The sequence below is a fragment of the Erythrobacter sp. F6033 genome (assembly GCF_023016005.1).
GTDB lineage: Bacteria > Pseudomonadota > Alphaproteobacteria > Sphingomonadales > Sphingomonadaceae > Erythrobacter.
This window is the reverse complement of record NZ_JALKAZ010000001.1, coordinates 332,308-356,275: the sequence shown is the minus strand read 5'-3', so window position 1 is coordinate 356,275 and position 23,968 is coordinate 332,308. Positions and strand designations below refer to the sequence as shown.

General features: G+C 56.2%; 17 protein-coding genes. 4 read left to right on the top strand and 13 right to left on the bottom strand.

What is annotated here, in order from left to right:
* Nucleotides 1-125 precede the first annotated feature (125 nt).
* Complete coding sequence (locus tag MWU39_RS01740) at nucleotides 126-3,434, bottom strand: TonB-dependent receptor (protein WP_247158253.1); 3,309 nt, start codon at nucleotides 3,432-3,434, stop codon at nucleotides 126-128.
* Between the two features lie 204 nt (nucleotides 3,435-3,638).
* Between MWU39_RS01740 and MWU39_RS01735 the strand changes: the two genes are divergently transcribed.
* The 4 genes from MWU39_RS01735 to MWU39_RS01720 all read left to right on the top strand — a co-directional run bounded on the left by MWU39_RS01735 (nucleotide 3,639) and on the right by MWU39_RS01720 (nucleotide 11,308).
* Nucleotides 3,639-5,183, top strand: coding sequence for a tryptophan halogenase family protein (locus MWU39_RS01735; RefSeq protein ID WP_247158252.1), 1,545 nt, complete (start codon nucleotides 3,639-3,641; stop codon nucleotides 5,181-5,183).
* Between the two features lie 124 nt (nucleotides 5,184-5,307).
* On the top strand, nucleotides 5,308-6,438 hold the full coding sequence (locus tag MWU39_RS01730) for a hypothetical protein (RefSeq protein WP_247158251.1): 1,131 nt from the start codon (nucleotides 5,308-5,310) through the stop codon (nucleotides 6,436-6,438).
* 91 nt (nucleotides 6,439-6,529) lie between these two features.
* Nucleotides 6,530-7,807 carry an amidohydrolase family protein gene (locus tag MWU39_RS01725; RefSeq protein ID WP_247158250.1) on the top strand — a complete coding sequence of 426 codons (1,278 nt, stop codon included), beginning with the start codon at nucleotides 6,530-6,532 and terminating at the stop codon, nucleotides 7,805-7,807.
* A gap of 177 nt (nucleotides 7,808-7,984) precedes the next feature.
* Nucleotides 7,985-11,308, top strand: coding sequence for a TonB-dependent receptor (locus MWU39_RS01720; RefSeq protein WP_247158249.1), 3,324 nt, complete (start codon nucleotides 7,985-7,987; stop codon nucleotides 11,306-11,308).
* Between the two features lie 107 nt (nucleotides 11,309-11,415).
* Here MWU39_RS01720 and MWU39_RS01715 read toward each other — a convergent pair whose 3' ends face one another.
* From MWU39_RS01715 to MWU39_RS01660, 12 genes are all read right to left on the bottom strand, one after another.
* Nucleotides 11,416-12,744, bottom strand: a complete 1,329-nt coding sequence (locus MWU39_RS01715; RefSeq protein WP_247158248.1) for a transporter — start codon at nucleotides 12,742-12,744, stop codon at nucleotides 11,416-11,418.
* 32 nt (nucleotides 12,745-12,776) lie between these two features.
* Nucleotides 12,777-13,292 (bottom strand): hypothetical protein, encoded by a 516-nt coding sequence (locus MWU39_RS01710; protein WP_247158247.1) that lies wholly within the window; start codon nucleotides 13,290-13,292, stop codon nucleotides 12,777-12,779.
* 3 nt (nucleotides 13,293-13,295) lie between these two features.
* Nucleotides 13,296-14,012, bottom strand: coding sequence for a C39 family peptidase (locus tag MWU39_RS01705; protein WP_247158246.1), 717 nt, complete (start codon nucleotides 14,010-14,012; stop codon nucleotides 13,296-13,298).
* A 4-nt stretch (nucleotides 14,013-14,016) separates the two neighbouring features.
* Nucleotides 14,017-14,385 (bottom strand): hypothetical protein, encoded by a 369-nt coding sequence (locus MWU39_RS01700; RefSeq protein ID WP_247158245.1) that lies wholly within the window; start codon nucleotides 14,383-14,385, stop codon nucleotides 14,017-14,019.
* A gap of 64 nt (nucleotides 14,386-14,449) precedes the next feature.
* Nucleotides 14,450-14,965 carry a hypothetical protein gene (locus tag MWU39_RS01695; protein ID WP_247158244.1) on the bottom strand — a complete coding sequence of 172 codons (516 nt, stop codon included), beginning with the start codon at nucleotides 14,963-14,965 and terminating at the stop codon, nucleotides 14,450-14,452.
* 128 nt (nucleotides 14,966-15,093) lie between these two features.
* Nucleotides 15,094-16,125 carry a sugar kinase gene (locus MWU39_RS01690; RefSeq protein ID WP_247158243.1) on the bottom strand — a complete coding sequence of 344 codons (1,032 nt, stop codon included), beginning with the start codon at nucleotides 16,123-16,125 and terminating at the stop codon, nucleotides 15,094-15,096.
* Nucleotides 16,126-16,234: 109 nt separating this feature from the next.
* Nucleotides 16,235-16,990 carry a glucose 1-dehydrogenase gene (locus tag MWU39_RS01685; protein ID WP_247158242.1) on the bottom strand — a complete coding sequence of 252 codons (756 nt, stop codon included), beginning with the start codon at nucleotides 16,988-16,990 and terminating at the stop codon, nucleotides 16,235-16,237.
* A 31-nt stretch (nucleotides 16,991-17,021) separates the two neighbouring features.
* Nucleotides 17,022-18,293, bottom strand: a complete 1,272-nt coding sequence (locus MWU39_RS01680) for an MFS transporter (protein WP_247158241.1) — start codon at nucleotides 18,291-18,293, stop codon at nucleotides 17,022-17,024.
* 2 nt (nucleotides 18,294-18,295) lie between these two features.
* Complete coding sequence (locus tag MWU39_RS01675) at nucleotides 18,296-18,658, bottom strand: cupin domain-containing protein (RefSeq protein WP_247158240.1); 363 nt, start codon at nucleotides 18,656-18,658, stop codon at nucleotides 18,296-18,298.
* Nucleotides 18,659-18,661: 3 nt separating this feature from the next.
* Entirely contained in the window at nucleotides 18,662-20,848 is a 2,187-nt protein-coding gene (locus tag MWU39_RS01670; protein ID WP_247158239.1) for an alginate lyase family protein, read from the bottom strand.
* Nucleotides 20,845-23,115, bottom strand: coding sequence for a polysaccharide lyase 6 family protein (locus tag MWU39_RS01665; protein WP_247158238.1), 2,271 nt, complete (start codon nucleotides 23,113-23,115; stop codon nucleotides 20,845-20,847). The genes MWU39_RS01670 and MWU39_RS01665 overlap by 4 nt, the downstream gene beginning before the upstream one ends.
* A gap of 108 nt (nucleotides 23,116-23,223) precedes the next feature.
* Nucleotides 23,224-23,964 carry a FadR/GntR family transcriptional regulator gene (locus tag MWU39_RS01660; RefSeq protein ID WP_247158237.1) on the bottom strand — a complete coding sequence of 247 codons (741 nt, stop codon included), beginning with the start codon at nucleotides 23,962-23,964 and terminating at the stop codon, nucleotides 23,224-23,226.
* Nucleotides 23,965-23,968: the final 4 nt, after the last annotated feature.

Genomic DNA, 23,968 nt, shown 5'->3' with positions numbered 1-23,968 from the left:
TCGAGACATCAGCCTTTTCTCCGATAGTTACCCTAATCGAACTCTTGCAGAGCCCGAAAGGCAAGGAGGGGACCTTGCCCCCGTGCAAAGCCCCCTCCTCAACTCGTTCGTGTGATTTCTACCCCTTAAAAATCAAAGCGAGCGAGGAATGTGAAGCGCCGGTCATTGCGGAATGCCGAGCGCGTGACGCGCGTACCGTCAAAGTCGATAACTTGCGACGTTTCGGTCACTTCGTCGAGCAGGTTGACGCCTTGAACACCCAGCTTGAGATAGTCGGTCACCGAGAAGAAGATCGACGCATCGAGCTGTCCCGTGGCCTCCTGCCAGATCGGCGAATATGGGAAGATGTCATCACGTGCGGTGATGAGGAATTCCGACCGCCAGTTATAGGCTGCACGTGCGGAAAGCGGTCCCTTCTCGTAGAAGATCGTAGCGTTGACCGTATGCTCGGAAATACCAGCCAATGGCTGCAATTCCGAGAATATCCCTTGGTTCGCATCAAGGTTCGCGTTCACGAAATCACCACCATCAATATAGGTGTATGTCCCAGCAAAACCGAGGCCATCCAGCGGAGCCGGTAGGAAGTCATAGGTTTGCTGGTATCCGATTTCGAAGCCTCTCAAGGAGCCATCGAGCACGTTGTCCGGCCGGCGGGTTTCCGCCTCGAGATTGACACCGCTTGGGCTAGTGTATGTCACGATTGGAACCGTTGTGTTTACGATACCATCGATGTCTTTCACAAAGCCCGAAAGCGTAAGCGAGCCGACATCGTCGAAATACCATTCCGCAGACAGGTCATAGTTCCACGATTCGGTTGGCCGCAAACCGCGGAAACCAGTGTCGATGGCGAACAGAGGCCCGTTATCGAGCGCCGCCTGACCTGCATCGCGAAGAGCATTGGTATTGTCCCCAATGCCGCCGCCCGCACGGAACAGCTGCAAGTCGGGGCGTGAGATGCCCTTTGACACCGCAGCGCGGAACAACAAGCCACCGCCGGTATCAAGACGGGCGTTGAAGCTCGGCAGCCAGTGATCAAAATTGATCGTCTGGTCCAGAGTGATGATCTCACCCGTATGAAGCGCAGCAAACTCTGCTTTGCGGGCATCCGAAAGCGAACAATAGCCAGGCAATGGCGGTGGAGCCGTCGTACACGCCTGGTTGATCTCGGACACTTGCACCACGCCATCGCCGTTACCGTTTCCAGTGTCGAAGAAGAACGGGTTCGGGAAGCCGATCAGACCATCGCTTTTGACTTCGGTTTCAACGTAACGAACGCCGAAGTTTCCGTCGAGAATCCAGCCATTGCCAAAATCAGTGCCGAAATCGATGCGGCCATAGGCAGCCTTCGTCGCTTCGGTGACCTGAGATACTTCTGGCGGACAGAATGGATCACACGCAGTAACTTCACCGGTTACAGCGTCGGTGAATTGACGGCCCCGGACACCAAAGAATGGGTTTGGTGTTTGCGACAGCGTATTGATCGCTTCCGCTTGCTGCTTGGAGGTGCCAGCCAGGTATTCACCCAACAGATCGTCACCGCCAAAGAAGAACACACCACCCGGAAGCGGTGCCGGCGCGTTGCCGCGCTGGAAATCGTCCCCGAACGGGTTCCGCAAATTCGATGCGCTCGGGAATTCATCGGTAAAGACACCGCCCGAAATCGCGTTTTCCTGACCCGGAAGGCCGGTGTAATAACGCCCTGGCGTGAAACCTGCCCAAGACGGCACGAATGGTCCCGCACCTTGGAAACAGCCCGGACCAGCGCCCCATGGGGCGCAGCCTGCGCGGCCAGCCCATGGCGCCGAAAGGTTGCCCCAAGTGCTGAAGTTGGTGTCGCGGGTGGTGCGATCACGTTCAGCCCAACGCGCACCAAAGCGCGCGCTCTTGAAGAAACCTTCGTCGCTGATGTCGTATTCGGCATCAAAACGATAGCTTTCGAGGTCACCCTCGTTGCGCTCAACACTGTCGAGCAGGAACCAGTAATAGCTGTTTGCGCCGCTAGCGAAGTAATCCGCTTCGGCACCCGGAGGCGCGACGAAATTGACCTGCGGCGTACGACCGGAGAGATCAAGATCGATGTTCGCCCACGTGTTCATCGCGCCGATCACAGAATCGCGAGAAAGATCCGACTCGATGCTTTGCGCTTCGAAATTGATCCGGAACCTGTCCGAAATTTCCCAATCGATATCGAGCGAGAAATCTTGCGTGGTTGCTTCCGTCTGACGCTGGAAACGCAGAGCCTCAAGCGGGATACCACCACGACCGAACGGGTTGGCATAGGCATCACCGATGCGCTGGCTCAATACACCGCTTTGAAAAATTCCGTTTTCGTCAAACTGCCATGTGCTGCCAGCCGCTTCGACCGGGAACAGCGCATCGTCATTGACCTGAGCGAGAAGTGAAGTCTCGTCAGTGAAGAACTCCGTCTCGGAACGGAGCCATTCAAATGTAAGAAGGAAATCGCGCGCCGGGCTTTCATATTGAAGCACAGCGGACCACGCCTGACGGTCACGCTCAAGATCGGTCGTGCGGACGCCCGCACCTTTCGGTACAACCACGGCGCCAGCTGGCGGGAAGTTCGAGGCATCAAAGTTCGCACCGCCCTGGAAGCCGCCATCAACAACTGTCTGTGCGCGAAGACATGCGCCATCCAGAGTTGGCGCACGGTAACACGGATCGGAAACCTGCGATGCGTCGGTCCGACTGGTCAGCTTGGACTGGGTGTAGCCCAACTGAAGACCCAGCGAGCCGTTATCTGTGTCCATGGTGGTGGACCCGAGAACGGAGAAACCGCCGGTCCATTCTTCAGCCAGATCACCAACGGTGCCTTCGATGCTGCCGGAAAGGCGAGTGCCGCGATTATCAAGCGGCTTACGCGTTACAAGGTTGACCGTGCCAGCAATACCGCCGTCGATCATATCAGCAGTAACGTTTTTGAAGACCTCGACACGGCCCAGAAGCTCTGGCGAGACATCGTTAAAACTGAGCACGCGGCCACCAGTGGCGGAGAAGATGTCACGGCCGTTCAGTTCGGAACGAACAAAGGGCAGACCGCGAACAATCACACCCGTTCCCTCAACCGAGAAACGATCTGGATCGGAGGTCTTTTCAAAGCGGCCAATATTTACGCCAGGAATACGCTGAAGCGTTTCCGCAACTGAGCGATCGGGCAGCGCGCCGATATCTTCAGCTGTTACCGCATCTACAAAGGTGTCCGCATCGCGTTTGATGTTCTGCGCATTTTCAAGCGATTTGCGGAAACCATCAACGATGATGATGTTGCCTTCATCAGCAGGGACCGCTTCTTCGGTGCCTTCATCCTGATCTGCATCTTGTGCAAGCGCCGGAGTCGCGATCATGGCGGACATCGCCAGACCGGACGCGGTACTCAGAGCGGAAAAGCGCCGTGAAGGCGCAATACGAGCCGTCTTCATGTGATTTATTAAACCTCCCCAAGACCCAAAAATGGGTTCATATCCTTTATGGACTTTCCGATCGGTAGCGAAAAATGTTAGCGTTCACAAGAGTTACAATTTAGAGACCATATTGCACAATTGATGTGTGGGATTTTTCCCACATCGGCCAAAAGAGGGCATACGATTGCGATCGGCTTGCGTATGTGTGGTATTGGCGGGGCAATGGCGAAAACGCCGAGGGCAGAGGATAGAATGGCAATTAACAGGATAGTGATCGTTGGCGGCGGAACCGCAGGATGGATGGCTGCCGCCGCGCTCTCGCGGCTCAATGGCACACGTGACCTGTCGATCACGCTGATCGAATCGGAGGCCATCGGAACGGTCGGTGTCGGCGAAGCAACCATTCCTCCTTTCGTCGAGTTCAACCAGATGCTGGGCATTGACGAGCGCCAACTGCTCTCTGAAGTGCAAGGCTCATTCAAACTCGGCATCCAGTTTGAAAACTGGGGCAATATTGGCGAGAGCTACATCCACCCGTTCGGCGCCTATGGCTATCCGATGGGCGGGATTTCATTCCATCATGTCTGGCACAAGCTGGCGCAGGACGGCGATAAGCGCCCCATTCAAGTCTTCAACGTAGAAACAATGGCGGCCTATTTTGGGAAATTCGCGCGCACCGAAGATTACCAAAAAGAACGCGATGATATGCCGCCTGTCAATTACGCCTATCACCTCGACGCCGGGCAATATGCTCAATTCCTTCGCCGCTATGCAGAGGCTCGCGGAATTGTCCGTCAGGAAGGCAAGATTTGCGATGTGAAGCTTGATCCAGAAAGCGGCGACGTCACCTCGGTTCAGGTCGAGGACGGACCAGAAATCGCAGCTGATCTGTTTGTCGATTGCTCAGGTTTCCGCGGGCTATTGATCGAACAGGCGCTGGAAACCGGATATGAAGAGTGGACCCATTGGCTGCCATGCAACCGCGCGGTAGCGATCCCCTGCAAGCGCGACGATGGCGGGCCGCCCCCGCCCTTCACCCGCGCAACCGCCCATTCGGCAGGCTGGCAATGGCAGGTTCCGTTGCAAAACCGCAATGGCAATGGCCACGTCTATTCGGCGGACTTTATGGAGCAACAGGAAGCGCTCGACATCCTGCTCGGCAATATCGCGGGCAGACCTCAAGCCGAACCGAACCATCTGCGCTTTGTAACCGGCCACCGGAAGAAATTCTGGAACAAGAATGTGGTCGCGATCGGTCTTGCCGCGGGCTTTATGGAGCCGTTGGAATCGACCTCAATTCATCTTGTAAACACTGGCATCGACAAGCTCGTGTCGATGCTGTCTCTCGACGGGATTACAGATGCGCAGCGCGACACATATAACCGCCTGACGGTGCGCGAGTATGAGCGCATCCGAGATTTCCTGATCCTCCATTACAATGCGACATCGCGCACAGACTCGGAGTTCTGGAACCACGTAAGAACGATGGAAGTGCCGGACACGCTCACGCAAAAGGTGGAGCTGTTCAAATCCACTGGCCAGATCTTCCGCGAAGAAGACGAGCTGTTCACCGAGAGCAGTTGGACAGCAGTAATGCTGGGCCAAGGCGTCCCGATGCTTAGCCACAATGCGATGGCGGAATCGATGGACTTTGCCAAAACCCGCAAAGAACTCGACGAGATCGAGCAATCGATCCGTTTTCTGGTCCAGCATATGCCCGGGCACGGCGACTATCTCGCCCAATATTGCCCTGCCAAAGCTGCGTGATGAAACACAGGTTCGGCAACCGCACTTTATCCGCGGCGGAATAATTGATAACGTTATCATATCAACACTATAGATTACGGGTGCTTGCAGGGCGGGTGTCCGCCTTTTGGGAGAGGAAAACGCAATGACTTTTCAATTGAAAGCTATGGGCGCGGCCCTTTTGCTTGGCACAGCCAGTCTGATGAGCGCGCCGCTTGCCGCTCAGGATAGTGACGAGTTGAAACAACTGGACGCTCAGCTGCCCGGCGACCTCGTCAACAACCCTTCGCGCATCGATTGGCAAAGTTATGGCGCTGATTTGGAAGCCAGTGCTGTCGTTGATGAGAGCATTCCCGGCGGGGGCGCAGCACGCCGATTTGAGATCAAGCGCGCTGCCGAGTTTATCTACACAGCTGGCACCAACATACCGCTGACCAAACCCGTCAATCGCGGTGAGACTGTAACGATCGGTTTTTACGCTCGTACGGTCAGCGCCGATACCGATGATGGCCGCGGCATCGCCCGCGTCCGGTTTCAACAAAACGCCGAACCGTATCCCGGCTTTGGCGAAGAAACCGTGACCATCGGCAATGATTGGGAATGGTATGAAGTCTCGGCCGAGGCTGAACAGAAGCTGCGCAAGAAAGACGGCATCGTCGCCATCCAGTTCGGTCGCACGCGGCAAATCCTCGAAATCGGCCAAGCGATCATCGTTTCCGGTTCCGATACAATCGCATCCAAGGGCCCAGTTACTGTCGCGGCGGCCCGTTCCAACGTGCCCGAGATTGAAATGCCCGATGGCCTCGCTGCGACGGGCACCTTGATCAACAATCCCGGGCAGGCTCGCTGGAAATTCGGCGGATCGGCCGGGAGCTATTCCAATCGCGACGAGCCGCAAATTTGGATGATGAAAGCCACCCGTTTCGAAGTGGCAGAGCCCGGCACCAATCTGACCGATCTCTACGCGACCATTCCGATTGAGCAGGCGATCAAAGCTGGCGACAATCTGACAATTGCCATCGCGGCCAAGACAGTCGTGAGCAGCGCAGAAGATGGCAAAGCCGTTGCCGCGTCACGGATTCAAGGCACTGCCCCGCCGTTTGAAAGTTTTGCTTCCAACCGTTTCAAAGTCGGCGATAAGTGGCAAATGATCAAGATCCAGACGAAGGCGCCGCGCGACTACACGCCGGGTGGTTCGGAGCTTCAGGTCTATTTCGGCGGCACCGAGCAACAGGTAGATCTGGGCCCGGTCTACATCTTCAAAACCGAAGAGTAGCAGCGCGGCTCATTGACGTTTTGCCGTTTTCGGGAAAGCTGTTACGCCTTGCGGAAACGCACTGGCTCAACAGCTCTCTCGGAGATCACCATTGAAATTTGCACATCTAGTCCTCGCCGCGACCGCGCTAGCCACATGCAGCTCGGCCGCGCTGGCTGATACCATTGTCCTGACTGCAGACGCGATGGTGGATGTGAAACGCGGCACATTGGTCGATGATCCGGTCATCACCATCGTGGACGGCGTGATTGAGGGCGTGGCAACTGGCGAAGCTCCGCAAATCGAGGGCGCCGAATATGTCGACCTGTCCGGTAAAACAATTCTGCCGGGCCTGATCGATATGCATGTCCACTTAACCAGTGAAAGTGACATGCACGGCTATCGCCGCCTCGCCATTTCGGACGAACGCGCGACCATTACCGGTGTCGTCAATGCCAAAACCACATTGATGGCTGGCTTTACAACCGTACGGAATGTTGGCGCGGGCAGTTTTGGCGATGTCGCTTTGCGCGATGCCATCAACGAGGGTGATATTCCCGGCCCGCGCATGTTTGTTTCCGGCCCGCCCATCGGCATCACCGGCGGGCACTGCTCTGACAATAACCTGTTGCCACCTGAATATGAGGCGGTTGGCGAGAATGTCGCCGATGGCCCTTGGGCTGCGCGCGCGGCGGTGCGCAAGAACCGCAAATTCGGTGTCGATGTGATCAAAACCTGCTCAACTGGCGGCGTGCTATCGAAAGGCACCAAGGTTGGCGCGCCGCAATACACGGTAGAGGAACTGACCGCTCTGACCGAAGAGGCCCATAGTCACGGCCTAAAAGTCGCAAGCCATGCGCACGGATCAGAAGGGATCGTCAACGCGCTTAAAGCAGGCGTGGACACTATCGAGCACGCGAGCTTTATCGACGACGAAGGCATCCGGCTTGCGAAGGCAAACGGTGCATATCTGTCCATGGATATCTACGTCACCGAATTCATCCTTGGCGAAGGTGAAAAGGCGGGCATCTTGCCAGAGAGCCTCGAAAAAGAGCGCATGGTCGGCAAAACCCAGCGTGATACTTTCCGCAAAGCGCACGAAGCGGGCGTAAAAATGGTGTTTGGTACCGACGCGGGTGTCTACCCACACGGCGACAATGCGCGGCAATTGTCGCGCATGGTTCGGTTCGGCATGACATCCGCTGAGGCATTGCGCGCAGCCACGTCCAACGCGGCAGATGCGCTTGGTCAGACCGGCAATGTCGGCACTATTGCGCCGAAAGCATCGGCAGATATCATTGCCGTTAGTGGCAACCCGCTGGCCGACATATCGCTTTTGGAAGACGTCAAATTCGTGATGAGATCGGGCGAGATATACAAGAGCGAGTGATCTTCGCAGATTGCTCAGCGCCCTGCGCTCGCACCAGAACAAGCGCGAATGGGTGCAAATTTGCAACAATATGATGGGGAGCGTCACAGAACAGCAATGTTCTAAGCCAACATCCTTGACTTAGGCTTTGCCTCAGAGCGATTATGCTGCGTCGCAACAAAAAGGCGCATGTACCCTATGACAAAGCAAACTGTTCAAACCAAGAGCCGCCTCCGGCTCTCCCGCAACGCTCTCCTTCTCGCAGCAGCAAGCGCGATGCCATTCGCAGCGCATGCTCAAGAGGTCGCAGATCAAGACGAACAACCCGAAGCCGAAGAACAACAGATCGTTGTTGTCGGCTCACGCATCGCGCGCGATCCCAATATCGGTTCGCCGGCGCCCATTCTCTCTCTCGATTCCGAGCAACTGGCGCAGTCAGGTACGGCTGATGTTGTCGATGTTCTTCGTGACATTCCCGCTCTTTCAACATCAACCTCAGCAGAAGGTTCGATTGATGGCGTGTTCGCGCAGGCAGTTGGTCAAGCGACCCTGAACCTTCGCGGTCTCGGTGCGGGCCGAACTCTCGTCCTCGTCAATGGTCGCCGCCACGTCTCCGGTGTTGCTGGTGCACAGATTGTTGACATCAACTCGATCCCAACCGCTTTGATCGAGCGGGTCGAAACGCTGACCGGTGGTGCATCTTCGATCTACGGTGCCGACGCCGTTACCGGCGTTGTGAACTTTGTTCTCAAAGACGATTTCGAAGGCATTCAAGCCAATGTCCAATCGGGCATTTCGTCCGAAGGTGACGCGTGGCGCATCAATGGTGACCTTACATGGGGCACCAACTTTGCCGATGGTCGCGGCAACATCACCATTTCAGGCGAATATGCTTACGGCGAAGAACTGCAGTTCGGCGACCGCGGCTTCTCCGCTAATAATGGCCTTTTCGATGATGCGGCCAACCCCGCTCTTCGTCTTCAAACTGGCGAACTCAACGCGACTGATACTCCGAACTTCATCGCAAACGGGGCGGTGCTAGGGGGCTTGATCCCGACTGACCTAACAGGAGTTACTCTGACTGCGGCAGAACAGGCTCTGGTCGACCGCTCGCTGAATGCGCCGCGCCGCTTCATCGCTGGCGATCCGCGCTTCTCGCTGTCTGCGGCTGGCGGTATTGTCGCTCCGGGCGATATTGGCCCCAGCGACGGTCCAGACATCAACGGCAACGGTACGCCTGACTGTCTTGAATCCTCGGTTGGCTTTAACAGCACATTCAACGCAGGTGCATTTGGCCTCGCGGGCGGCTGTGCTGTAATCAACGCTGACGGTAGCCTTTCCGTTTATGAGGATGGCCAGATCACTGGCCTCTTCAACCAGTTTGGCGGCGACGGCATTCCGAACAACTTCGACGTGAACTCGCTCATTCCAGAAACTGAGCGCTGGTCGGTCAATGCCAACCTTTCATACGAAATTTCGTCCGAAGCGACCTTCTTCTTTGAAGGTAAATACGTTTCCAGTTCGGCGGAATTCCAGGCTCAGCCGAACACTTTCTATGACTTGCTGACGATCCGTGCGGAAAACCCGTTTATCACGGGCGATCTGCAAGACTTCGTTGCACCGCTGTTCTTTGGCAACGGCACCGATGAAGGTCTCTATCTAACGCGTGACCCTGCTGATCTTGGCCCGAACCGTGACCGCAACGAGTTTGAGACGCTGCGCTTTGTCGCCGGACTTAAAGGCGATATCACAGATCATCTCAGCTACGAGATCAGCGGCAATTACGGCAAGTTCAACCAGACTTCGCTAAACGCCAACCGTGTTATCATGGACCGGTTCTATGCTGCGATTGACGTGATCAGCGACCCGACAACTGGCAACCCGATTTGCCGGTCTGATATCGATCCTACCGCACCTGCGACAACGCCTTTTGGTATTCCGGCAGGCGATCCGGGCTTCTTCACCTTTAATCCGGGTGATGGCTCTTGCCGTCCGGCCAACGTACTTGGCGGCGTCGGTGCGATCAGCCAGGATGCGATCGACTTCATCACCACGACGACGGTCAATGAATTCCAGCTTGAACAGCTGGTGTTCAGCGCGATCTTCTCTGGTGATACGGGCGCGTTCTTTGAATTGCCCGGCGGTCCTGTCGGCTTCGCTGCAGGTTTCGAATTCCGCGAAGAGCAGAGCACGTCGACCTTTGATCCGCTCGTAATCGGCGTCCTTCCAGTAACTACTCCTGATGGTAATGCGGGCGATCTGATCCGCGATCTTCCGAACGCTCAAAACTCGCTGGTGTTCGATCCAGCCAGCACGATCAACAATGCTGGCGGTGAATTTACCGTCGTGGAATTGTTCGGTGAGGTTCGCCTGCCATTCCTGCAGGACGTACCATTTGCAGAAACCCTCGAAGTGAGTGCAGCGGCGCGTTACGCCGATTACTCCACTGCGGGCGGCAACTTCACTTGGAATGTCAGCGGCCTGTATGCGCCGACCGAGGATATCCTGTTCCGCGGTACGTATTCACGCGCCGTTCGTGCACCGAATATCAACGAGCTCTTCAACCCAGCACAGGGCGCGTTTTTCCGCCCGGTTGATCCATGCGATGTAGGCAACCTGCAAGCTGCCCCTGACGAGGCATTGCGTACAGCAAACTGCACCGCTCTTTTTGCAGCGTTGAGCCCAAGTTTTGATCCGACTTTGGGCACGGGCACATATTCCTATGTCGATCCGCTTACAGCCCGTTTCTCCGGCTCGATCAGCGGCAACCAGGATCTGAATGTTGAAACGGCCACAACCTGGACCGTTGGCGCCCAGATCACGCCGAGCTTCCTGCCCGGCTTCATCGCAAGCGTCGACTACTACAATATCGAAATCGAAGACGCGATCAGCACGGTTTCGGCTCAGGATATCGTAGACAACTGCGTAGATAGCTCCGACATCAACAACAGCTTCTGCGGTTTGGTCGATCGCAATCCGGCCAATGGCGGATTCACGTTCCTGCGTCAGACATCTTTGAACTTTGCCCGTCTCGAAACATCGGGAGTTGAATTCAGCGCCCAATACGCTTTCGATCTCGGCGATCACGGTTTCACTCTGGCTGGTAGCGGCACATATGTTGAAAAGCTGAACCGCTTCTTCGACCCGAGCGACCTGACCCTGATCGATCCGGAATTGGGCGAAATTCAGCGTCCAGAATGGGCTGGCCGCGCCTCGTTCACATGGGATTGGGAAGGCTTCAGCGTAACTTGGGGCACGACGTACCTCGACAGCATGGCGCTGCGCGCGGTTGAGATCGAAGATGTGGGCACCACCGCCAACGATCTCTACTCACCAACCAATGCGTTGACCGATGACACGTTCATCCACGACATCAGCTTCAACTTCGATGTGAACGAGATGTTCGATATCTATGGCGGCGTGAACAATGTGTTCAACGACAGCCCGTTCGTTACCGAGCAGGCCTATCCGGTTAGCCCGGTCGGCACGCTGTTCTTCCTTGGGCTTCGCGCAACCATGTAAGCGATCCTTTAGGCAGCAATTAAAAGAGGCGGGGCGACACAAAGTCGCTCCGCCTTTTCTTTTGGTGCTGACCTAACGAAACGCCGCCGTGTTCAAACGGTGCTGTTTCAGAATACGAATGGGAAGCGCAACAGGATCCTCAGATCGGTTGCGTCATCGGTCACGCCGGATTCGACATTGAAATTGAAGCTCGTCGTGTTGTTGATCTTGTAAGTTGTGCCGAACAACAAGCGACCGATCTGCAAATCCCGCGATTTTTGCGACACCGGCTCTGCGCCCTCGGCAAGAGCGCGCGTTATTGTTTCGGTTCCGAAACCCCAACTGTGCGCATAGCCAAAATTGAACGACAGGCGCGGGTTAAGCGATACGCCAAGTCCGCCGCTGAATGAAATCGCATCGCCCGGATTGACGTTCAGGATCTGAACAGGCGGGATGGTCGTGTCCACCGAACGTCCGAAATTCTTCGTGTAGCTGAGGCTGCCAAAAAGCACGCCGGGGTCGCTTGGGAGGATGGCCGTAATGCCGGGTGTCACGCCCCAAAATCCAGAGCCTGTCGCCGCGTCAAACGCCTCACCGAATTCGTTTCTGTCGACCGAGAACGGCCCCTGCCCGGTGGGAATATTCACCTGCAGGTTACCGATCAGATACGGTCCGAAGCCGCGCGGCGCGAGCAATTGCTTGCGCATGAGGATTTCAACATCACCGATCCCGAAACCATTCGCGCTGTTATCGATAGTGCGAGCTTCATCATCATTGGTCGACCCGGCGACTGGCGCCAGCAATGAAGTATCCCACCGCGCGATCAATGGCACGTCGATGCCAACCTCGAAATCATCGGTCAGACCATATTGCAGCCCAAGCGTCTGAGTGAATACGTCCTGCCGGCTTTCATTGATGTCGAACACACCGATCAAGACCGATTCAACCACCTCAACACCGCGGAATAATGCGCGGTTGCGTTCTGCTCGCGCATAACTCCACTCGATCTCACCGCTCAGCTGGCCTTTCTTGGTGATCGCGCTGCCACGGCGACCAAGAGCGGTCACTTCAGGCTGGCGTTCGGCATCTTCGGGTGCCACTCCCACCGCTTCATCGGGAGCCGCCTGCGTCGTGTTCGCGGCAACGCGCTGGCTTGCCGGGTTTGGAGTGGCAGCTGGGGCCGCTGCCGGACCGGGCTGTTCATTCTGAGTAGGTTGATCACCGGTCAGCGCCGCATCCAAACGCGACTCAAGTTTTTCAAGCCGTGCTTGCTGCTCCCGCAGCGAGGCGATTTGCGCCTCGATTGCGCGGCGTTGGTCGGCGACTTCGGCGCGCAATTGCCCGAGGTCTTCGGCATCGCTGGTGGCTTCTGAGCGTGTTGTCGCTTCTTGCGCGCTGGCAATAGCGCTATTCGCCACTCCGCATAGCAAAGCTATGCCGACAAAACCCAACCGCATTTGGCAAATCCTTCAGACCGCTTAAACGTTCGTCAATCGAACGAGAAATCAGCCGTTTGCCTAGCAATCGATCCAAGCCTTGGGAACAGCGAGCCGACGGAACCCACAGTCATGTTCGACAGATCGAGATCAATCGTGGTGATCGTATCGATGGTGCGATCATTTGCCGTGTTTGCAATAACGCTGCCCGTGGTCCGCCCGATCAGGTGAGAAACGGCTGTTCCGGGAACTTCAACGCTGAGCTGCGTCCGCGTCGGATCGCCGGTGGTTGTGACCGAAATTCCGTCACCAACGCGGTCAACGCTGATCACGGGGCCGGTATCATCAATCCGGTAGGATGTGCGAAACAGCAATTGACCATTGATGCTGGTTTCTTGCGTGATCGCAATGCCGATATCGATACCGCCGGGCAGCACAAAGCCGCCGCGTTGCTCGGCCAGTTCGGCATCCTGCACAGGCGCAGCATCACCAAATGGCGATTGGGCTGCGGCCAGTGATGGGAACGCCAGCATCGCGAGTGCCATCGGAAAGATGTTTTTCAAAAGCATAATCTAGAATTCCCCGAAGCCCGGCGCGGTGAGCGACAGAGCCTGACGACTAAGTGGTTCAAACGCCCGGTGTGCAGGTCCGAAAGCGTTGACCTTCGCCCACTGTGCATCGTCGTTCAGCGCATGACCTGTGATGTCAGCGCCTTCGGTAAGAACGAAGTATACTCCGTTCCACGTTTCCTCGAATTCTTCGCGGTCCATTCGGCGAAGACCCAAGGATGGGTCTCCGACCAGAACAAACCCGTCTTCGACGCCCTTCACGACCACGAAATGACGGTATCCGTTCGGCGCGATCAGAGCGATGCCTGGCGTGCCAGAATCGCGAACCTGATCGAGCGAAACGCGGTAGCCGTTGGCCGTGACGCCTTGGGCAGCCAGAAACCGTTTCATGTCGAGCAACGAGAAGCCAAGGCGTTGGATCGCCTCTTGATCACCGTCACGCCACATACCGCCAAACACATCATTTTCAGTCTGCGGTTGGTCGTAATGGTACGTCAGAAGCGTTGCGAGCGCCGCGGAACCACAGCTGAAATCGAACTGTTGGCGGACGACTGTTTCGTAACGCTTTTCAGCAAAGCTGACAGGGGCATTCTGTAATACCAGGCTGCCTGCATGCGACTGCATGACAAGCCGTCCCCGCTCTTCCGGCAAAGCCGTACAAGCTGGCAGCAAACTCGCGGCGCAAATGGCCCCGAGCGCTTTGAGAACGCCCCGGTTCACTTGATCAGTTTCCTGCCGCAACCTGGGGCATCGCCACGTTCACCTGAATTGTCGCGTTGATGGCGACGTTGTTGCCGGTGTTTGCGTTCAGGATCGACAGACCATTCATGTTTTGAAAGGCCTGATCCTTGATCGAAACAGTGCCGGTGCGGCTGTTGTCGCCAACACTGTTGCCGGTCACCGAATTGTTCGAATCCGACTGTGTCAGCTGGTTAATGTCTTCACGGCCAGCAATTTTCGCCAGCGCTTTGTCATCAACCACTTTCTCCGCAGCGAAAGCAGGCTTTTCAGCCGGTGCCTTTTCTTTCGCGACTGCTGGCGATGCAAGCAAAGCAGCAATGGCGAAAGCAGCAGTGGTGCTTACCTTGTTCATATGTTCGCTCCAATAAAGAGAGACCTTCGCACCGGAACCGTTCCGGCGCGAAGTGTCACAAGGCTCACTCTGGATTGAAGCCGTCGCCGGAAACGGCGATCGAGATGTTGGCGTTTTGCGACGCGGCAACACCAGTGTTCTGGTTCAGCGCGTTGATGCCCGAATAGTTCTGGAACGCGTTGCCCGAATTGACGAGGCGGTTTTCGTACTTCGCCGAATCTTCAATGTCGCCATAGCTGACATCCACGCCGGTTACGACGTTGGAAAGAGTGGCTTCGGCGACTACCGCGTTGTCATCAAACGTGCTGTTTTTGCGCGTTTGAACGGTGCCATTATAGTGATCAGACAGATCATCGAAGCTGTCATTGAAAACGCGCTCTGAATTGTCGTCAAAGCTATCGTTGTAGACTTCCGAATTGTCGTCGAAGCTGTCGTTGAAAACGCGGTCAGAGTTATCATCGAAGCTATCCTGAATAACAGGACCTTCGGCAGTAGCACCAGCATTCGCGTCTTGCGCGTAAGCGGTTGATGTCATCCCTGATACCAAAACCGCAGCTGCGGCAACTTTATGCAATTTCACCCTAATTCTCCTGGTTCAAACGGGGGTGTTATGATCCCGATCACCAGGAGAACTACGTGGGTCCTTGTAAATATTGGCTAAACTTGATGGTTAACAGCGCCTAAATTCCGTCTTGGGATAACGGCGTATCACCGCTGGACGCGTCCTGAGCCATCACCTGACATAAGCTTTTCGACCTCTGGCACGGTGACCCGGTTAAAATCGCCCATGATAGTGTGCTTGAGCGCGCTGGCTGCCACCGCAAATTCAAGGCTCTGCTGACGGTCTTCGTAGGCGTTGAGCCCGTAGATCAACGCAGAGGCAAAGCTGTCACCGCCACCAACACGGTCGACGATATCGGTCAGCTCGTACTTCTTGGAGAGTTTGAACCCATCATCGCGGGTGCGCAGACAGGCCGACCAATTGTTGCGGTCCGCGCTCAGGCTCTCACGCAGCGTAATCGCGATCGTGTGCATGTTTGGATAGATATCCAGGACCTTCTGGCCCAGCGCTTCGTATTTGGCTGTGTCGAGTTCGCCGCTTTCGACGTCCACATCGACGCTGATATCGAGCGACTTCTGGCAGTCTTCCTCGTTCGCGATGCCAACATCGACATACTTCACCAGCTCACGCATCACCTCGGGCGCGGTCTTGCCGTATTTCCAGAGCTTGCCGCGGAAGTTGAAGTCGCATGAAACGGTCACGCCTGCCTCCTTCGCCGCCTTCACACAGGCCATCGACAGGTCAGCAGCCGACTGGCTTAGCGCCGGCGTGATACCGGTGATGTGAAGCCATTTTGCGCCTTTGAAAATGGTCGGCCAATCGAACTCGTCCATCGCGGCATTGCAGATCGAAGAGTTTGCACGGTCATAGACCACTTTGGATGGACGCTGGTTTGATCCGGTCTCAAGGAAGTAAATCCCGACACGGTCACCAGAACGGCTGACATGGGCTGTGTCCACGCCGAATTTGCGCAGCTCCATGATCGCGTTCTCGCCGATGTCGTTATCGGGCAGCGCGCTGACAAAGCCTGCATCCAGACCATAGTTTGAAAGCGCCACAGCGACATTTGCCTCGCCGCCGCCAAAGGTCGCTTCGAACTCGTGAGACTGGAAGAAACGCTGATGCCCCGGCGTTTTCAGCCGCAGCATGATTTCACCAAAGGAAAGAAAATCGGTCATGGGGAGGTGCTCCTTTTAGAGCGCGCAGAGAGGCTATTGCCCGCCCCGCGCGCCAATATGAGTGCATTGATTATGGCGCTGCGTGAACAGCGCGGATCGTTTGGTGGTCTTACGAGTAAGCAAGGCCGCCATTGATATCGACATTCGCACCGTTGATGAACGATGCTTCGTCAGACGCCAGATACGCGACAGCATCGGCTGTCTCTTCGGCGCGACCCTGACGCTTCAACGGAGTGCTGTTGGCGACATTTTCGCGCGCAGCGTCTGGCGTAAACTTGTCATGGAAAGCGGTCGCAATCATGCCCGGGCAAAGCGCGTTCACGCGGATGCCCTTAGGCCCCAGCTCTTTCGCCATTGCGCGGGTAAAGGTCATCACGGCGCCTTTCGATGTGGCATAAGCAGATGCACCGCCACCGCCGCCATCACGGCCAGCAAGCGAAGCGAGGTTCACGATTGCGCTGCCTTCGCCCATATGCGGAGCGACAGCCTGTGTGGCCATGAAAGTTGACGTGACGTTGAGCTGCATGACGAAATTGAAGAACTCTTCATCCATTTCGGAAAGCGTCTTGCGAGCCACGAGACCGCCAGCATTGTTGACCAGGATGTCGATGCTGTCGCCGAATGCTTCGCGGGTCGCCGCGACAAGAGCTGCAACGTCAGCAGATTTGGTAACGTCTGCTTTCACCTTGATACCCTTGCCTCCGCCCGCAGCTTCGATCGCTGCGAGCGTTGCGTCGGCATCCGCTTCGTTGCTGTTGTAGTTCACAACAACATTGGCACCTTCGCTGGCCAGTTTCACACAGATAGCGCGGCCGATGTCACGGCTACCGCCGGTTACCACTGCCACTTTGCCTGCAAATTTCATCTAGTTTCCCCTTTTAGGAATATGCGTGGCCTTAAGCCGTTTTGGGTTGAGTTGGTTTGAGCGGTTTGATTTCTGGACACAGGATCAACACCGAAAGCACGGTCATGATCGCAAGGCCGGCGCCAACAATAAAGGCAGGCGCATAGCTATTCACGGTGATGACCGGGATCAGGAAGTTCAGCATGACCACAGCGAGCTTCGCAGCCGTGCCAGCAAAACCAGCGAGAGTGCCTACAGACTTACCGCTGTAGAAGTCACTGGGCAGTGTCTGGATGTTGCCAACAGCCGTTTGGAAACCAAACAAGATCACCGCCATCATAAGCACCGCCACCAGCGGTGTGCTTGCCTGTGTGGTCGCGAGCAGCGAGCCGAGCATGATCACACCGCCAAGACCGATCACAGTCTTTCGCGTCCGGTTCACTGTCCAGCCCGACTTGATACGGTTGCCAGCGAGCAAGCCGCCGAACCATGCACCGAACATCGCGCCGACATATGGAATCCACGCATAGACTGCGATTTCTTCCACGCCGAAGCCGTAGGTTTTAAAGAGATAGATCGGAAGCCAGCCCACGAAGAGCCACCAGATCGGATCAAGGAAGAAGCTGGCCATGATAACGCCCCAGCTTTCCTTACGGCTAAGGATCTCGCCGGTCGAAGGCGCGTAATCTGCAACTTCATTCGTCTCGACGTTACGCTGACCGGTAAGGATGTACTCGCGTTCTTTCTCGCTGATCCAAGGGTGCGCATCGGGGCCGCTTTTGTAGACGATCAGCCATGGGACAAGCCACAAGAAGCCAAGCGCACCGATCGCGATGAAGGTCGCCTGCCAGCTGCCAAGCCATACAAATAACAATCCGATAATCGGCGCAGAAACAATGCCGCCAATGGCGGCGCCCGAGTTAAAGATACCCTGCGCAAGCGCGCGTTCATTGATCGGGAACCATTCAGCATTCGCCTTTGTCGCGCCGGGCCAGTTGCCCGCCTCCGACACGCCCAAAAGCGCGCGGAACACTGCAAAACTGGTCAAGCCAGTTGCGACCGCGTGCAGCATGGTCGCTGCGGACCAAACGACGATCGACAGGACAAAGCCAAGCCGCGTTCCGATCCAGTCGAAGATCTTGCCGAACAGCGATTGACCAAACGCATAAGCGAAGGTGAAGACGTTCAGAATGATCGCATAATCGAGCTCGGTCAGCTCAAGATCTTTTGAAATCTCTGGCCACAAAAAGCCCAAGGCACCGCGGTCAATGTAGTTGATGACCGTGGCAATAGCGACGAGGATGACGATCCCATAACGCAGCATAATTAGTTCCCCTCGCCCAAAAAGTCTTCGCGTGCCGGGCTGAATGTATCGATCAGCACCCCGTCCTTGAGGCACACTGCGCCGTGGTCCAGATGCGGGGCGATGTAGAAGCTGTCACCAGCGCCAAGCACACGCTTTTCACCGTCGATGAAGACTTCAAACTCGCCGCTTTCGACATAGGTCGATTGGCTATGGCGGTGCGAATGCACGTCGCCGACTGCGCCTTTATCAAACCACACCCGCACGATCATGATCTCTGGGCCGTAGCCGAGGATTTGGCGGGTGATGCCGCCCCCGAGATCTTCCCTGGGCGTCTCGCCCGCGACCACAAAGGCCGGACTGGAAGCACTTATCAGTGTTGCCATGATTTAATTCCCCTCTCCGGTGAGAGCAACCACAGCGGCAAATCCGGCCCAGGCGATTGTCTCGCCATCGAGCGTGACGCTGTGCGCCATCTCAGGATCGGATTGGTGCGACACTGCAATCGCAAAGCGCTGCCCTGATTTCAGGGTCAGACGCACAATATCAAAACCTTCGACCCAAGCATGGTCGAGGTCTGCAATACGGCTGCGGCTCGCAACGGTTTGCTCTGCCGCGCCATCATATTTGCCGTGTGCTTCAAGAAGGCTGGCAAAGCTTGCCTGACCGTTCTCACGCTCTGCGCGAAGCATGATCAGCGGCTCACGCCGCAAGTTAAAGCTCGGATCGTTCGCGCCGGTTTCGCCAAGCACCACATTGAGCGGTCCGTTTCCTACGAAGCGATAGGTGTAGAAACGGCCGTCGAGAATCCAGGTGAGCGCGCCTTTGCCATCGTCAAGCTCGGCCTCGGCATCGACCCAGATATGCTGATAGCCATTGGCCTCACCCAGCACAGGCCGCTCCGCTACGTTGCTCTCAACGGGGAAATCGAACTCCATGATGTGCCCGCTATAGTGCAGCGGCAAATCGTATTGATGCGCATCACGGCTGCGCCCGCGCACCAGATCGAGCACGACGGGTGCTTCGAGCCCGGGGATGTCCGGTACGATCAGCGTGCGCTGCATCAGGACGCCGGGATAAGCTTCAGTGATCCGTCCGCTCGATACCTGCAGGCCTTCGGCGTCAGAGAAGTAAAGCTGGCTCGGGGCCTTGGCGCTCGCAAGCTTTACGTCGCCATCAAAGTGGCTCTTCTCATCAACAACGAGAGTATTGTGCGCGATGGATGACTTCGCCCATGTCTCGTTTTCCGGGAGATAACGGCCGCCTTCTTTTGCAACGATGTTCAGGAAACGAGCCGCACCATAATCGCGCACGATCTCGTTGCCATTATCGTACATCTGCCAGGCAAGTTTATCGAAGTGGCCATGGCCCATGCCCTGCGACGTGTTCTTCGCGATCAAAGCTGTCGAAGGCTCTCCTTCGTCATTGGTAGGACCATCGCGCAGCACAGCAACAGCGCCCTGCATTCCCTCAGGGCCATCAGATAGAAGAAGCGATTTGAAAGGAAACGGCTTCGCTTTGCCTGCAGCCAGATCGCTGGCAACCATCATGCCGTTCTTGCTCAGAACAGTGCGATCCTGAAATTCAGCTACTGACAATAGCGAGGGATCGCCCGTCTGCGCATAAGCGATGGCGATGCCATCATAGAGCTCCGCCGTTTTCAAGCTCTTGTCGCGGATCGCGTCATTGAACGGGAAGAAGTACCCGCGATAGCTTAGCTGCACAGTGGTGCGCAGCGCCTTCAGCAGGATACCGTCGCGGTGCTCGAATATCTTACGCTCTGGCTCATTCCGCTCGATAGCATCGGCAAACACCAGGAACGGCAGCAATGCAAAGCGTTGATAATAGGGGCCTTCGGTATAATAACCATCGGGTGAAAAAAGCAGCTCGGTCTGCCGCAGAAAGCCGGTTTCGCCGCTCTTGTCACTGCCAAGCAAAGCGATGTCGACCATGTCTTGATCGCCGAGCAGATAGCCAGTCATGCCCACGCCGGCTGTCGCCCAAGTCGCATGGTTGTGTATGCGATTGAAGGTCCGCCCGGAATCGACAGAGAGGAATTTCACTGCAGGCCGGAAGACATTATTATCAATCGCATCCCGGTCAGCCTGGGACAGGCCATCGCGGATGTCGCCATATCCCTGCACCGCGTGAACGAGCCACATGGCATCGTTTAAAACCTGCCAGAACAGGCGACCAACATTCTGGTTCGCCTTGGCCGGATGATCGCCAAGGGTCGGATACATTGCGGCATATTCGAGCAGCATATCGCGAACATAATCGCGATACTTCTCGTCACCTGTAATCCGATAGATCTGACCGCCCAGATAGATCGCTTTGTAGTTCCGCTTATGCTGCTCGTGAGTGTAGCCTCCGCCCGGATCTTTGGGTTGAGGGACCACGAGGCCCTCTTCCATCATCCCATCAACGAAAGCCTTCGCACGGAGCAACTCGGCCGCGTATAGCGGCGGCAGCAATTCCGTCGGTGCTGCTTGAGCCTGATTGGATGCAGCAGCGGCGACACTGTGCGGGAAGGTGCACAGTGCCGCTGCTGCTGCGAGGAGCACCAAACGCTTCATTGATCGGCCTCACTTGCAAAAACATTGTCAGAGAGGACGGCCCGATGCGCGCCATCGAAGTTCAGCTCTTCGAGGACAAGCGGAGGCGTATTGGCGAATTGATTGTTCTCAATCGTGGTCTTTGGCGTGCCCACCGTGTGGACGACACGGATCGGTGCGGATTCCGCGATCACATTGCGCTCGATATTGGCCGTCTGCACGCCGTGCAGATTGAGCGACGCACCAAGTGTGTTCGTCGCCGCATAGCCGCTTTCTGCGACCGCATTGCCCGCGAAAGTGACTAGCGGGCCAAACGTGCTTTCATCGCGCCCTCCGCGATAGACATTCGCAATCGGCCCTCCGATTTTCGCAAAGCTGCTATCCGTTATTTCGAGATATTCGACATTGTACTGGCCGTAATCCTCCGTCTCGGCAGCCGCCGAAACAACGGCGCCGGTGATGTCGGAAAACGCGCTGTTCTTAATTGAAACGCGGTCTGCGAGCGAGCTTTTGCCCAGCGACACAACGTTGAAGGACTTGTTTACGACCAGTCCGCGCACAGCCACACGGTCCATCTCGATCTGCATATTCGACTTGATAGGATAGGTCGTCGTCCGGATCGCGGAGTTGCCAACCGAGTCCGGGGCAAGCGCGCCATCGATAACCAAGTTCGCGAGCTGCAGATTACCACCTTCGCGAAGTTCAATCAGCGTGGGACGGGTGAAGAAAAGAACAGGTGGCTCACCGCCCTCTTCGACAGCGCCTTTGATCGTGATCGCTGCGCTCAGCGGGATTGTGCGATTGGAGATGTATTCACCGCTGCCAAGCAGCAGGACGTCACCATCATTCGCAGCCATCGCAGCGTCGACCAAGGTGTCTTCGCCTGGCTGAACTTTAACGACTTTGCCCGACGACCCAAATACCTCGCCGCTACCAGGCTTTTTATACCAGGACGCACCGACCTTATCGAGTGTGACCGGCGCAAGATCGCGAGGTGCGCCGAGCGCCGCCAAGGCCGGATCAATCGGATAGAGCAGGCCGTTTTCGGCTCGCTCCATGGCGACTGGCGCTTGATCAAAACCGCTCAGTTGCCCCGCAACCCCGCCAGCGACCACGCGATTGCCCGAAAATGCGATGCCCGAAACGTCATCATAGACTTCGAGGAAGCTTTCGCCTTCGATGCCGCCGAGCAGGTTGTTGGCGAATGTGCTGTTGCTGGGCGGAGCAGAACGCTCCTCATCCGCGCCGACGTTAAACCCGATGCGGCGGCTATCAATAATGGTGTTATTCTCGATCGTCGCACCCTCAACCTCGACATAGCGGTTCACGGGCGAATTCGGCACACCGTTCATAATCGCGAGCGCGCTGGAAAATGCCGTGCCGCGCATCCCCTCAATGTAGTTATCGCGAATCGTCTGACCGCGATTGATCACGCGGATACCGCCCGTGTAATCCTTACCACCGCCCATAAAGACATTCCGCTCAACGATATTATCATCGCCGTGCCGAAGAGTGAGAGTGCCGCGTGATTTCAGGAAAACATTGCCACGGAAGACATTGCCACCTGACTTGGACGAAATAATCTCAACCTCACCATCGGTACGATCAAAGATGTTGTTTTCAACAATCGTTTCCGAGCGATACATGGAATAGCGGCTGGTCCCGATCCGCAAAGTCTCCCCGCCATTCGATCCAAGCACCGGGCGCGGGCCGAAGTAATTGTGATCAATGCGATTGCCGTTCTCACGGCTTTCTTCGCTGTCGAGCCTTACAGCAAGCGTCACACCTTTGTTCGTTTTTCCGACCATATGGTTGTGATCGAAGCGATTGTTCTTGCCGTAAATTCCGACCCAATAATCGCTCTCGTAGCGATCCGGCTTACTGAAATTGTCGATCACAATCTCAGTCACTCGGCTATTGCTGGCAATATCTTTCTTGGACCGGCGGAAGGAGACAACTTCGCCGCGCGGGCTGTAGCCATCCTTGAACACCAAACCGCGCACTAGGATATACTCACCCCCGACGCGAAGGCTGGACTCGCCTGTCAGGAGCACCTTGCCCGCTTCTTCCGATATTACAGTGATAAGCGCGTCGGCACGCCCTTCGCCCGTGATAACAAGGTCGAAATCGCGCCATTCGCCGTTGGCGAGAACAATGACGTCTCCAGCCTCGATCTGCTTGGCGGCGTCAGCATATTCAGATTGATCGCGGACAAAGTAGCGCTCAGCCATCGCCGGTGATGCACCAAGCCATACAGCAAGCAGCACAAGGCCAAGCCTCGCCAACATCCCTATTCCCCTCATCCGTACTTTTATGAGTCGAAACTATAAGGGTGGGAGACGCATTGTCAATCAATGTGGCATATCAAAACGGCAATTATTGCCTAGCCAATTTGCCTAGCCAATTTTTGCGGCTGCAGCGAAGCGCTCGCGGCTCTTTGAAACCTGCTCTTGCACTTCCTCGAGCGCCATGCGTTCGGTTGCATCGAGCATCGCCTCGATCAGCCGATGAAAGTGCTCTCGCATCGCACTTCGCGCTCCGGCTGGATCGCGATCGCGCAATGCGAAAAACACGGCCTCATGCTCGGCCGTTCGCGATTCTGCGTCATGGATACAAACAGCTTGATACGTAGCCTTCACATCCGGAATCTCTTCGCGCATCCGCCACAATGATTGCACGGTGTGAACCATGGCGGCATTGTTGGATGCCTCTGCAATCACTTGGTGGAACTGCTCATCGGCAGCATCGGCCTCAGCCTCATCACCAGTCCGCATCTGCTCGATCAGCGCCTTCAACCGGGCAATCCCTGCATCGCTGATATTATGTGCAGCAAGAGCAGCAGCCTCGGATTCGACCAGCAAGCGCGCTTCAGTCACTTCAAACGCGCTTACAGATGGCAGCGCAGCTTTTTCCTGAGGCTGCTCTTCACTGACGTAGACACCCGAGCCAGTTTTAATCTCGAGCCGGCCAACGGCCTGCAAAGCGATCTCTGCCTCGCGGATGGTTACGCGGCTAACCCCAAGCTTTTCAGCAAGTTCGCGCTCTCCCGGCAATCGCGTGCCCGGAGGGAATGCCCCCTCATCAATCAACTCAGCAATTTGCTCAGCCACTGACTGGAAAAGTCGCTTACCGCTCATTCCA